This is a genomic window from Streptomyces sp. NPDC093261 (genome assembly GCF_044753645.1).
GTDB lineage: Bacteria > Actinomycetota > Actinomycetes > Streptomycetales > Streptomycetaceae > Streptomyces.
This window is the reverse complement of record NZ_JBIVNO010000041.1, coordinates 1-12687: the sequence shown is the minus strand read 5'-3', so window position 1 is coordinate 12687 and position 12687 is coordinate 1. Positions and strand designations below refer to the sequence as shown.

Annotated in this window: 10 protein-coding genes and 2 pseudogenes; 7 read left to right on the top strand and 5 right to left on the bottom strand. The window is 70.9% G+C overall.

Annotated features, from left to right (window positions below):
- Positions 1-474: pseudogene (locus ACIP94_RS38215) on the bottom strand (hypothetical protein); the annotation flags it as partial.
- Between the two features lie 44 nt (positions 475-518).
- On the bottom strand, positions 519-1475 hold the full coding sequence (locus ACIP94_RS38210) for an alpha/beta hydrolase (protein ID WP_402436692.1): 957 nt from the start codon (positions 1473-1475) through the stop codon (positions 519-521).
- Positions 1476-1949: 474 nt separating this feature from the next.
- Here ACIP94_RS38210 and ACIP94_RS38205 point away from each other — a divergent pair, with 474 nt between their 5' ends.
- A complete protein-coding gene (locus tag ACIP94_RS38205; protein ID WP_402436690.1) occupies positions 1950-2093 on the top strand; it encodes a hypothetical protein in 144 nt (47 codons plus the stop codon).
- Here ACIP94_RS38205 and ACIP94_RS38200 read toward each other — a convergent pair.
- Positions 2032-3552, bottom strand: a complete 1521-nt coding sequence (locus ACIP94_RS38200) for a hypothetical protein (RefSeq protein ID WP_402436687.1) — start codon at positions 3550-3552, stop codon at positions 2032-2034. The two genes, ACIP94_RS38205 and ACIP94_RS38200, sit on opposite strands and share 62 nt — an antisense overlap.
- Before the next feature lie 119 nt (positions 3553-3671).
- On the opposite strand from ACIP94_RS38200, the gene ACIP94_RS38195 reads away from it, so the two are divergent.
- The 4 genes from ACIP94_RS38195 (at position 3672) to ACIP94_RS38180 (ending at position 8438) form a co-directional block, all read left to right on the top strand.
- Positions 3672-4202, top strand: a complete 531-nt coding sequence (locus tag ACIP94_RS38195) for a hypothetical protein (protein WP_402436684.1) — start codon at positions 3672-3674, stop codon at positions 4200-4202.
- A gap of 545 nt (positions 4203-4747) precedes the next feature.
- A complete protein-coding gene (locus ACIP94_RS38190; RefSeq protein ID WP_402436681.1) occupies positions 4748-6871 on the top strand; it encodes a hypothetical protein in 2124 nt (707 codons plus the stop codon).
- A complete protein-coding gene (locus ACIP94_RS38185) occupies positions 6868-7395 on the top strand; it encodes a hypothetical protein (RefSeq protein WP_402436679.1) in 528 nt (175 codons plus the stop codon). Before ACIP94_RS38190 ends, ACIP94_RS38185 begins: the two co-directional genes overlap by 4 nt.
- A gap of 230 nt (positions 7396-7625) precedes the next feature.
- Positions 7626-8438 (top strand): TIGR02391 family protein, encoded by an 813-nt coding sequence (locus tag ACIP94_RS38180; protein WP_402436676.1) that lies wholly within the window; start codon positions 7626-7628, stop codon positions 8436-8438.
- 152 nt (positions 8439-8590) lie between these two features.
- On the opposite strand, the gene ACIP94_RS38175 is transcribed toward ACIP94_RS38180, so the two are convergent.
- Positions 8591-9310 (bottom strand): hypothetical protein, encoded by a 720-nt coding sequence (locus ACIP94_RS38175; RefSeq protein ID WP_402436674.1) that lies wholly within the window; start codon positions 9308-9310, stop codon positions 8591-8593.
- A 367-nt stretch (positions 9311-9677) separates the two neighbouring features.
- Between ACIP94_RS38175 and ACIP94_RS38170 the strand changes: the two genes are divergently transcribed.
- A complete protein-coding gene (locus ACIP94_RS38170; RefSeq protein ID WP_109445566.1) occupies positions 9678-10091 on the top strand; it encodes a hypothetical protein in 414 nt (137 codons plus the stop codon).
- Between the two features lie 92 nt (positions 10092-10183).
- Positions 10184-10822 (top strand): annotated as a pseudogene (locus ACIP94_RS38165) (competence protein CoiA family protein); the annotation flags it as partial.
- 1036 nt (positions 10823-11858) lie between these two features.
- Here ACIP94_RS38165 and ACIP94_RS38160 read toward each other — a convergent pair.
- The gene (locus ACIP94_RS38160) at positions 11859-12518 is read right to left on the bottom strand and encodes a DUF6308 family protein (RefSeq protein ID WP_402436670.1); all 660 of its coding nucleotides are present in this window, start codon (positions 12516-12518) and stop codon (positions 11859-11861) included.
- Positions 12519-12687: the final 169 nt, after the last annotated feature.

Here is a 12687-nt window from a genome sequence, read left to right as displayed (position 1 = left end):
GAAGGCAGGCTGTTCGGCGCCCGAGGCCATGAGCAGGGATACACGGGTGCGTCCGCCCCGCACGCCGGCCACGAGCGCTTTGAGGTCGGGCACCGCTCCCGCGGCGTGGCAGGTGTCGATCAGTCCGATGACGCCGTTGACACCCGGATGCTCCGCCGCCTCGACGATGAGCTGTCCGACGTTCACTGCAGTGCTCAGCATCTCCGGCTGCGCGTCGGCTCCCATCAAGTACAGCTCCGGACGCCCGGGCGGCGCCATGCCGTGGCCGAGGAACGCCAGAACCAGGGTGGCGCCGGCTTCCCCGGCCCGCCGGGCAGCGGCCCGCACGGTGGCCTCGATCCGTGCCTGAGTGACGTCCGTGCCGTACAGCAGGGAGCTGTCGGCGAGGGCCGGAGCGCAAGCGCCCAGTTCGTCGTGCTGCAAAACCTCGCCAAGGGCGCGTGCGGCATCCTCCAGCGCATCCAGGGGTCCCATGACCGCATTCTGAGGGGCCAAGATGAGAAGTGCCCGCGAGGCCGTCATGCCGGCGTGCCCTCCCCGGCCAGGCGGATGGCCTCCACGACAGGACCAGCCACACTCGCCTGCGCCAGGTACTTGGTGGCCGTGTGCACCCAGATTCCGTCGGAGTCCACCCGATCACTCACGGGCAGGCAGCCGACGGTGTTGGGCAGCACGTCCCGCTCCAGCCATGGGCGCGAGGCAATGATGTCGTCCCGGTCCCAGTAGTTGAGCCAGCGCCTCACACACTCCGGCGTGGCCGGCGGTTGGGGGCGCAGCCGGGGATGGACCACGGTGCGCGTGCCGATGGGAGATCCGACGGTCACGAACAGCGGTATGGGACCCCGATAGTGGTGCAGGGCTTCCAGGGCCACGACGCTGCCCAGGGAATGGGCGATGACGACGGTGGGTCGGTCCTCGTCCAGGAAGCTGAGGACTCGATCACGGATGCGCTCATCGAGGGTGCGTCCGCCGTCAAGTTCCGCTCGGGCCAGATAGCGGGTCACCTGAGCGAGGTGACCTGCCATGATCCGGCCGCTCGCCCACTGGCCTCCGAGCCGGATCCCGGGCAGAGCCAGCAGAGTGGTGCAGACGTTCACCAGACGCCGTACCAGCTGTCCGCTGCCTTGCGCCTGCCGGGTGGCTGTCAGCTCGGCGTGTGCGTGCTGCAGTACACGCCGCTCCTCGTCGTCTCGGCAGGCCGACAGTTGGGTATTGATCATTTCTTCCAGCAGGTGCCGGAGCGCTTCGTCCTCGCCTGCCGCGTCGCTCGGTGGTGCCGTGCCGCCTTGGGCCTGTGGGCGAACGAACAGGTCCCCGTAGTAGGCGAAGGCCGCGTCGGTGAAGCTGTCTTGCTCCAGTGCCGAGCCCTCGAACGAATGACCCGCCTTGCGGGCGCCGACAGCCAGCGCCTTGAGCCAGGAGCCGAGCTCCGCCTCCGCATCCCGCAGACCGCCGATGCCATGTATGAATACCAAGGCTGACTTCATGCCCTGGTCCCCTTCTCCCGCCTGAATCCGGCATCTCCGGTCCACAAACCAACGGCGCGGCATGCAGGGCCAGTCGACGCGGTCGGTGTGCCGGACAAGAACTTGACATTAGCAATTGAAGCCCTCGTACGGCCTATGTCTCGCGAGGTTCACGGCAGCCGTGTGGTTTCGTAAGCGAGAGCACGTTCTGGTCCAACTTCTGTGGGGCGCTACTCCCTGTGACTGTTGGTCTTGCTAATAGGTCTCCCGAGATCGTCCGGAAACTGACGGGCCGACCGCGTTCGGGCTGATGGTTCTGGCCTGTGCGCGGGGTACTGCTCCGGCTAGAAGAGCTGCTCTTCCTGGCGGATCCGGGGATCAGGGTGGAGTCGGTGCAGGACGATGGCGAGGTGATTCGAGTCGGTGTCAGATGCCTGACCGATTGGGGCTCGGTGCCCAGGCTGCGGAAGCTGGTCCGGGCGGGTGCACGGCTCTTACCTGCGCTTTCCAGCTGACCGCCCCGTGGCAGGACGGCAGGTGGTGCTACGACTTCGTGTCCGGCGTTTCACGTGCGAAGACGACTCCTGCGGGCGAGAGAGCCACGAGCGTCACGGAACTGCTTGGTGACGGGCAGGACGCGGTTGGCGGGCACCCGCCACAACAGATCGGCACCGGTGTCCGCGAACGCACGCCACAACGGGACACCAAGGAGGCCAAGTCCATCCGGTGCACCGCGGAGTGGTGCGCACCGGTGCGGCCGACGGCACGGGAGTGTGCGCACCGGGTGGGGCAATGCAGTTGGTGGCGTCGCATTTCTCCCTGACACAGGCCGTGGTTGCGTTGGGTGGATGCACAGCATCGTCCCGGCGACGTCGCGCACTCCCGGCCGGTGGACTCCACTCGGTGGAGTGGATGCGGGGCATCGTCGATGCACACCCGCGGCACCGGTCAGTGGCCGGCCTCCCGGCCGCGGTGCGGTCCGGGCCCCTGCGGTCGGCGCGCCCGCTGATCGTCCTGGCGCACCGGGTGCGCTGGGTCGGCATGGTCCTGTTCGGCGTAGCGGTCCGCGCGGGCGCGGGAGTCGGCGGCCGCCTTTGGTGAACGCGTCCTGGAGGTGGCGCAGCCGCTCGGCTGTGAGATCGAGGGCTTCCACGCCGGTGCGTGACTCCCTCAAAGCCCGCAACGCCGTCATGTCGATCGCCTCCCGGCGGCCGAGCTCCGGCTCCTGGTCGTCGTGCTCGGGGTCGGCGGCCGGGAGCGCGAGCAGCTGCTCGGGCATCGCCGCCTGCTGGTGCGCGACGACGTCGTACGCCCGGCCCCGCGCGGCGACGGTGGTGCGCAGCTTCTCGCGGAGCACCGCGCCGGCGAGGACGGCCCGCTCGTAGGGCAACGGCACGCGGGGTATCTGCCGCTCCCCCGGCTCCAGGTCCGATGGCCGGGGCGCTGCCGGTGTTCCCGGATCGGTAGGGGGCTGCCGGTTCGGGGCGGTGGTCGGCGGGCGCCGGGCGGGTTGGAGGTCGGCCAGCGACCAGCGGGCGGTGTAGAGGCGATAGTCGGGCATCAGGCCGCGCAGCGTCTTCGGCTCGCTGATGTCCACGCAGTACGTGGCGAGCGCGGCGTCCACGATGTGCTCGTCCAGGCCCGGCTCGCGGCGGCGGCCGCGCAGGACAAGAGCGAGGTGACGGCGGGCTTCGGCGAGCAGGTGGCGGCGGTGGAACCAGCCGCCACCGTTCATCGCGAACACCGTCGCGGCGACGTCGACGGCCGCCAGCGCTATGTCGACCACGGCGGCGACCCGGGCCCGGATGGCCGCCGCTTCGGCACGGGCGTACTCGAGGAGGGAGTTGATGATGTCGGCGGCCACCCCGGAGGTGCGGATCGCGCTCTCCTTCCACTCCTCGCGCAGCTTGGCGAGGGGCCAGGCCTTCTGCTTCGGCGGGCGCGTCATCGTCGCGGCGATCCGGTTCAGTTTGGCGCGGGCCCGCTCGGAGACCACGGGCAGGAACCGCGGCTCGCCGTCGTTCTTCGGCAGGGCGGCGGCTACGGGATCGTCGCCGACATCGTGAAGACCACCTGCACCTGACAACCCGAGGCGATCGCCCCGAAACCCGCTGGTCTGGACAGCGTCAACGGCGGAGGATGTCCGTCATGCGGTATGCAGGATCGTCCAGCTGGCAGGTCCGAAGTGGGACCTCGCAGGAGCTCGTGATCGGATTATTCGTGCGGGATGCGGCAGGTCTGCGTCCGCACACTGACATCGGTGTGCCGCCGCTGGTGCCAGCGGTCGAAGCGCGGGCGAGCCTCACGCCTCTTGCGCTCCCGGAGGCGTCGGTGCAGTGGGCCCGGTGGTGGGAACGCGAATTGACACGGCAGGAAGGGCCCGATCGTGGGTTCTTTGCACCGGAGGCCAGGTTCGGGGACGGCGAGGAACTCGGACTACTGGTGCGCGCGTGCTTCGATGACGCCGTGCGGTGGAGTTCTGCCCGGGGCCGCGAGCACGCGGAGACCATGACGCGCGGTGATCACCGTAGCCTTGAAGGGAACCTCGTCCGGGCGGTGGAGACGGAGATAGGGCGCAAGGCCCGTCCCTTTGAGCTGCAGGTGACGGAGCTGCCAGTCGCCGACACGGTCGGCTGGCACGTCTCGGAGAAGCACGTGGTGGTAAGCCGGGCTCTGCGGGAGGACGCCGCAGCGTATCGCCAGTGGCTGACCCCGGTGATCCGCGGGCTGGCCTGACAGCGGGAGCCCGTATCCGTGCTCCCGTACAACGCGTTGCGGAAGCTGGGCGTGGAGTGGGCGTAAAAACAGGATGCTGAGGGGCCGGAGGGCACCGTCCTCGCCGTGGCCGTACTCGTGACGGTGGCTGCGGCCGCTGACTGGGCATGACGTGGGACGAACTCGGCCGCGACCTGGGCTATTTGGCTGTTTACATGAACTCGGCGTGGTCCGGCTCGTGCTGACGTACACTCAGGGGTTGCCGGTCCAGCAACGCTGCGCCGGCCGCGCACCGCTCTGGCTACACGGAAACTGCATGTCACAGACTTCGAGCTGAGGCATGAGAGCAGCTGGCACCCGTCATCGACGGGCGTTCGGTCCTCGGACCGGCTGACCAGCGGCTCGTCGGCGACGTAGAACGCCAGTCGGCACGGGACGTCACGGCGTGGGAGCCGCTGATGGATCGTGACGGCCTCGCCGCCCCCTGCGGACGGCGCGCAGTGGAGGCAGGGACGACCCTGCCCGCGGGTTTTCCTGCTGCGCGCGATGCCCGGGAGGGCGAGACCATGACTTCGATCGACGCATTCGACGGCCGGGACGGGCAGGAACCCGACGACGGCCTTCCTCCCCTGCTGCGCCGCCCCGCACCGGTGGCGGACCCGCAGCCGGTGACCCGGCTCCGCGGTGTGCGCAAGGCACTCCAGGAGAACCCCGACACCTCGCTGGACGAGGCGGCCGCCAACGCCGTCACCTCGGGCGCGGTCGATCCCGCGCGGCTGCGCGCTCTGGTGAGCGGTGAGCCGGTCAGCCTGCTGACGGCCAAGCCGGTCGTCGGCGGCACGCTGTACGCGACCGCGCCGCACGACCGCTACCTCGACCTCGACGTCCTGCCCGACTTAATCAACCAGCGGTGGGCGGATCAGCTGCGTACGGCCATGGACGCGGCACCGCCCACGTCGCTGGTGACCTCGTACGAGACGCTGACCGATCCGGAGACCGGCGAGCCGATCGCGGTCTTCACCGTCCGCATGCGCGACCGCAAGGCCCTGGCCAGTGCGGTCTCCGAGAGCATGCTCAACACCTTCTACGCCCAGAAGGGCGAGAACGACTACACCCAGAGCGTGCTCCAGCAGGGCGTGAAGGAGCCGCTGACGCTGTTCGCGATGCGCGTCGTGTACGACGACGGCAGCGAGGACACCTTCCTGATCGCGGGCGACGGCAACAGCCGACTGGTGAGCATGTGGCTGGCGCGCACCGGCGGCGACATCTACCAGGCGATCTCGGCCTGCATCAGCACCGTCATCAGCTCGACCGACCAGCCCGGCGAGCGCAGCCGTGCCGAGCAGGGAGCCGCGCGCCGGCGGGTGGCCGAGCTGACCGCGCGCACCCGCAAGAACCTGGCCGCGCCCGTGCTGACGGAGGCGACCCGGCGTGAGGGCCACACGCTCGCCTTCCCGGCCACCGTCGTCGTCGGCGCACGGTCCGACAGCGGCGAGCCGCTGGCGGATCTGGTGGCGGCCCGGGACGACCTGCTGGCCAATCTGCACGTGCACGTCACCGCCTGGACCCCGGGAGCGCAGAACACACAGGGCATGCAGCGGGTCTACCGGCACGCCCACCGTGAGGGACTGATCACCCCGGACGTACACCGGGTGCTGTCGGGAACCGTGGGCGCGCAGGCCATGCACGAACTGCTCGGCGTTCCGGCGCACCGGCTGTGGTCGGCCGCGGTCCATCAGCACGCGGTGCTCGCCGGGCCGCACGCGGACGCCATGAATCGGCTGATCAAGCAGGAATTCGGGATGGGCAAGGCCGACCGGCAGCGGGTCAGCGAGCGTCTGGCGCCTGTGGCGCTGTCAGACTACCGCAGCCAGGAGGGCATCGAACAGCCGCTGCGCGCCTTCGGCAACGGCGGCACGATCACCGACACCGTGTGGAAGCAGCCATGGGAGCTGACCAAGGGCGAGGACACCTTCGAGGTCCTCGACGACATCCTCGAGCGCGCTGTGGCCGGCGAGACGGGCGCCGTGGCGGAGTTGACCGTCCTGGGCGGCACCGCGGCGATCCTCGACGGCTACATCACCCGGGACCGCGGCTCAAAGGAAGGCACCGACCGCGAGGCCCGCAAGGCGCCCTTCCGAGCGACACCGGTGAAACTGCTGGATCTGCTGGCGCGGACCGCCGGGGGGCTGCGGATGCTGCACTCCATCGCCCGCGCCCACGTCGCCGCCGACCCGGCCGTGCTGCCCAAGCTGTTCCACACCCAGGAGCTCGAGGTCGACGGTGTCCTGGTCCGCGACGGCGAGCCCATGCTCGACAAGGCCGGCCAGCAGATGATCATCGACTACGAGTGGGACCTCGTCCACGCCGCCGACCCGGCCCAGGCCCTGGAGACCATCGCCAAGAACCGCGCGGAGGCCAAGGCCAAGACGGGGGGCAAGCACCACGAGCCCGAGCCGGAGGACGTCCGCCTGCGCCGGACGCTCGAGCAGGGCATCACCTCGGCCGCCAAGGCCGCGCGGGCGCTGGCCCGCATGAGCCAGAGGCGCGGCAACCAGGTGTTCGGCACCTTCGATGCTGTCCAGGGCCAGCGCGAGCAACTGGCCCAGCTCGCCGAGATCCTCACGAAGTTCGGGCCCGTCGACACCTCCCTCTTCGTGTTCGACGAGGACGAGGAGGACACCGAGTGAGCGCCCCTCTCACGCTGCCCGCGCAGATCGGCCGGGCGCTGCAGCCGGTGCTGCGGCTGGTGGGCCCGGTGCTCGACGACAACGTGGTGCGGGGCGGCGGCAGGCATGCGCCGGTGGTGGTGTGCCCGGCCCGGCCGGATGCGGTGCGCCGCCGGGCGGCGGCGACTTGCGCGGTGTATGTCGCGTGGGACAGCCGCCGCGGGTGCCAGTACGTGGGCAGCGTGTGCCGCCAGGGCGCCGGCGCGGTCGGCGACCGGCTGGCCGAGCACTACGCGCACCCCACGACCGGCGTGGCCCGGCGGGGGGCCTGGTCTTTGCTGACCATCCTGCCCCTGGCCGACCAGAGCGCCCTGGAGGTGGTGCGCAACGCCGAGGGGTGGACGGCCCGGCTACTGAACCCGGTGGACGGATCCGCTCACCCGCGGGTCGACCTCACGCAGACACCCGCCGCGCTGGCCTTCAACATCGGCCGGCAGGCACAATTCGGCCCCGCCGGTGCGGGGACGGACGCCGATTCGGCATAGCCGCAGGTCGAGAGGCATGAGCGGCCCCGGGTGCCCACGGCTCCCGGGGCCGCAGCCGGATGCAGGTACGCACGGACATCATTCCCCGGCTTCGCCGGGGTCGGCCGTGGCCCGGGACGAACATGCCGGGGGCCGCGGTTCTTTGTGGGCGCGGGAAAGGGGCAGCCGCCCTGTCCGCGCCCGTGTCATCCTGGCCGGTTGGCCATGAAACGAGGGGAAGTGGCAAGGACATGGCAGCGCGTAGATTCGAGCCCTGGCCCGCACGGGTCGTCACGGCGGTGGCCGGTGTGCTCGGCGACACCGCGCAGGGGCTGACCGGACGGGAGATCGGGCAACTGCTGGCGGCCGTGAGAGTGCCGGACGCGGAGGGCGGCAACAAGCGGGACCGGCTGGCCGCGGCGCTGCTGGCGCAGCAGGCACGCCAGCAAGCGGCCAACTGCGTGATCGCGTTCATCAGCGAGGCGATGACTCCCGTGCGCTACGCGCAGGAACCGCACACGTTCTCGCGTCGGCGGGACGATCTCAACGAGGTCCTCGTCCACGTCGGGCTACGGGTCAACGACGAGGGAAAGCTCGCCAAGGGACCGATCGCGGCCACTCTCAACGAGGCCGCCCAGCACGCCAGTTCGCTGCGGTCGGAACTGCGCCGCCGCTCCACGCATCCGGAGGTGCTGCGCTACTGCACGCTGGAGATCCTGGCCAAGAACCCCTTCCACGCCAGCCTGGAGGCGGTCAAGTCGGTAGCCGACCGGCTGCGGCAGCTCACCGGCCTGGGTCTGGACGGGGCGCGCCTGGTCGACGCGGTACTCATGCCCGGCCAAGGCACGGCTCGGGTGGCCATCAACGCGAACGCCACCGGGCCCGAGCTGGACGAGCAGAAGGGGTTGGCGAACCTGGTCAAGGGACTGTTCAGCATGTTCCGCAATCCGGCCGCGCACGAGCCGCGGCTTCACCGCACGGTCACCGACGAGGAGCTGCTGGAACTGCTGACCACCCTGTCGATGGTCCACCGACGGCTCGACAGCGCGCACGTCACCCCCTGACCGCAGGTCAGCCGTGTTCCTCGGGGTTGTCCGGCAGCGTCGCGTGCCAGACGGTCCGCCCCTCGTCGTACAGGCCGCTGTCGGCGTTCCGCGGTGAGGATCCGGGCTGTCCCGTACCAGGCGGGTACGGGACAGCGGGCCAGCCCCGTGGGTCAGGCGGCCGGGCGGGCGGCGAGGTCGGCGGCGGTACGCGCGAAGCGGGCCGCCTCCTGGAGAGTGAACATGCAGTCGGCGTCGGTAGCTTCGTCCTCGTCGGGGATGCGGGCGGCTTCCCGCATCGTGCGCAGGGCAGCTGCCGCGATGACCGCGACCGGGGCGGTCGTGGTGTAGATCCGCTCGAACATCCTCGGCTCGGTGAGCCATCCGTCGGCCCGCACTCCGTAGATCGCGGGATTACAGATGTGGCTGGCGCCGACGAGCCGGTCCAGGACGTCCGCGGCCGCGCGCAGCAACTCCGCGCTCACCTTTGCCTCTTCCCAGGCGGCCGCTTCCAGCACCATGTACACGACCTGGACGAGGGGCGCGTCGTGCACCGTGACTTCGCTGGCGGCGTGCTTGTCCGCGGCGGGCTGCAGGCGCCCGCGGGCGGCGAGGTCGCCTTGCGTACGCAACAGAGCGTGCTTGAGTTCGCGATCCTTCACCGCCCAGGCCACCGCCGCATCCACCAGGCGGGCCGCCTTCTCCCCCTCGGCGCCGAAGCCGGCGCGCAGCTGGGCGGCGAGACGGCGGGCAGGCTCGGCGTGGCCGGGCTCCCGGCGGACGCCGCCCGGGCCGAGCTTGGCGCGCAGCAGCTCGGTGTACTTGCCCGTGCCGCCCGCGGCCTTCTGCGCGGCGCGGGCGCGCTGGCCGACGCGGGACTGGTTGCGTGGCATGACGTCTTCTCTCCGGGCACCCCGCGCCTGCCCGCAGTCGTGCGGGTGGGTGTCGCGGGCCCGGGTGGGGACCTTGGCCGTCTGAGCTGCCCCGGCGCGGGCGGGGATACAGCATCGGCGGTCGGCGGTGCGCGTCCTGCCGGTCGGCATCGTAGTGGAAACCACCCGCCCCCCTCCGCTGGTCCACGGACACCGTGCTCAGTACGCGCGGGATACCTCGGCCTCCGGGTCGTACCTGCGCACGACGGCGTGGGCGTAGAACTCGTCGACCTGCGCCGGGCTTCCTGCCCCCGCCCGCCCATGTCTTCCTCGCCCTGTCCTCTGCCAGTCTATTGCGACCATCGCAAATAGTTGCGATGATCGCACCATGCATCCGCTTGAAGAACTGGCCGCCCTGCGCCACCCCATGCCCGAACCCGGCACCGTCACCCCCGAGGACTGCTACGCCGACGCCTGCGAACAGGTGGCGGAGCAGCGCAGCAACGACGCCCTCGGCCTGGAGGCCGCGAGCCAGGAGCTCGAGACGGACCCGCTGCTGCTGGCGCTGGACGACCTGAAGGCGCAGAAGGAGGCCGTGGACGCCCGGATCCGGCAACTGCTGGCCTACGGGAGGGAGTTCCACGGCAGCCGCCCCTACCAACTGGAGGAACTCGCCCGCCACGCCGGATACAGCCCCTCCGGAGTGCGCACCGCCTACGGCGAGGCAGAGATCAGGCACGTCGCCGCGCAGATCGGCCGGGAACCGAACCGGCCCCGCCGCGACACCGCCGGCAGTCGGTGACCACGGCGGCCGACGCCACGCCGCTGCCGACTTCGGTCCCTTGCCCTGCTGCCTGCCTGCCAGCGGATCCGCCGCAGGCCTTCAGGCGGCAGATGCTGGCCGGCCGGCTGTGGCCGGGTGAACGGCGGCCTGCCGTGCGCAGCCCCAAGGAGCAGTGCGCCCTCGCCCGGGGACACCGCTCAGGCGGCGCTGCGTGTCCTGCGCGCCGAGGGGGTGGGCCGGCATCGTGCGACGGCAGCGGCAGTCTCGTCGCCGCCGCTGCCCTGCCCAGGGACGCTGAGGCCAACGACGGGCCACCGGCACCGAGCTTGAGACACCGCGCGCCTGGGGGAGGGCGGATGGGGTTCACCGCGGTCCATGCCGACTGGGGGCGGCTGGATGCGTCGCTGGACGATCTCGGGTGCGGCCGTGCCTGGGAGGACGTCCATCGGGTCAAGGGGGTGCCGCTGGCGTGCCCGGAGTGTGGGGGCCGGGTGTTCGCGCGGGTCTCCTCACACCATGCCCGGCACTTCTACCACCAGCAGCAGCCGCGTGACTGCGAGCTGGCGAACGAGTCGTACCAACACCACCTGCTGAAGCTGGAGCTGGCCACGGCCGCCCGGGCGGCGGGGTTCACAGCAGAGCTGGAGGTGAGCAGCGAGCGGCGCAACTGGCGTGCCGACGTGCTGGTCTTCGATGAGCAGGGCAGGGCGTTCATGGCTCTGGAAGCGCAGCTGTCGCCGATGACGCCGCCAGAGGCGCGGATGCGCACCGACCGCTATGCACGAGATGGTGTGGGGGTGTGCTGGGTCGGGCTGCAGGGCAGGCCCTGGCAGCGTGCCGTGCCCACGTTGCGGGTGGAGTACCCCGAAGGCCGCGGGGGCGGCTGGACGGTGCGGCACGGCATGGCGCGCTACGCCTGGGCTCCGCGCACGCTGGCGGGGACGGCGGGATGGACCCACATCACCTGCCCGCTCGGCGATGCCATCCGGTGGATCCTCCAAGGGCGGGTGCACCCTCATACCGGCCCGGGCGGCACGGTGTGGTGGACGGCCGACGCGTACGTGCAACTGGCGGCCGCCCGCGCCCGGATGGAGGCGGAAGCCGAGGCCGCCGCACGTGCCCGGGCTGCCGAGCAGGCCCGCCGGGCGGCCACGGCGCGGGCCGCCGCCGCCGAACGGTGCCTTGAAGACGCCCTGCAGCGGGCCCAGGAACGGCAGGCCGAGCAGGAGCGTCTGGCCGCCTTCCTCAAACACGCCGGAATAGACCCTCAGCTGTGGCCCGCCTTCACGCACCTGGTCCGCAGCGCATCCGGCAAACCGGTCGAGTACGGCGTCCAGAGCCCCGCCCACGGCAACGGCCTGCTCGTCTACAGCGGGCCCCGCCCGGGCCGCGCGTTCACCCTCGCCGGTGTGGTGTGCCCCGATCCCCAGGCACTCGCCCAGTGGCCGGCCGAGCTGACCATCCTGGTCCCCGGCCAGACCTGGCTGGCCCGCATCCAGGCCGCCGCCCGCACCCCGCTGAAAGTCGCGGTGCTGAACCCGATCACCAAGCAATGTTCCTTCCTGCGCATCACGGCCCAGCCCCCGGATCCCGCAACGCCCAGCGCCGGACACGTTTCCTCCAGCCCCAGGACCGCACCGCCGGCGGCACCCCGGCCGCGAGTCCGCACCTCTTGCCCACCCCGGTGGACCCCTCCACGCGAACGTCCCACACACCCCAGTGACGGTTGGAAAAGTCCGTCACCCTCATACGCCAGAACACCGGAGGGGACCTTCGCTGCCGAAGTCAGCGAGGACAAGCGTGACCCTCCGACCGGTGCCCCATCCACACCGCCACGTCGCATACCCGCAGCGCACTCACCGTCTGCGGCACCCCCGCGACCTGGCGCAGCGCGAGCAACTGGCGGTGCAGGGAACGGTCGTCCGCGCGCAGCGCGGCATGCAGCGCAAGCCAGAACGAGGGGCGCGGGCGGCCCAGAGCGCAGCGCACCACCTTGTCGTAGACCGGCAACAGCTGCGGACGCTTACGAGCCAAGAGCTTCCCAGCGATGACCCAGTCAACTCCGTGCTGTGCGCAGAGGAGGTGCCAGGCCCGGTCCGCCGGCGAGCCCCCGGCCAAGACGTCCGCTTCGGCGTCGACCATGTCGACGTCCGCGGGGATGTCGTGCAGCAGACCAGACAGCTGCGCGCCGAGGGAGCCCTCCAGAATGTCCAGCGCGACAGAAGCCGGAACGGTCACCGACAAGGTCTGCACCGCGACCAGGTCCTCCGCCGTGATCCGGTCGGCGATCTCCGGCCGGTCTCCCCCACCGGCCAGATGCTCGAACCGGCTGCCGGTGAACGTTGCCTCACCGGGTGACATGCCTATGCCGAAGTAACGCCGCAGATCACCCACGGCACGCTCGGCACCCAACAGTTCTTTCAACCGGTGCCCCAACGGCGGCAACGACGCTCCACTGAGAGAGATTGAACCGCTCCGGGATCGGTGGAGGCTCTATGCGTTGACCCCAGCGGCCGGTTGGGCTGGGGTTGAGCGTAGTGGTTGGTCTCGTGCTCGTGGGGCGGGATGTCGCCGATCGCTGTGTGGAGGCGCTGGTTGTTGAACCAGTCGACCC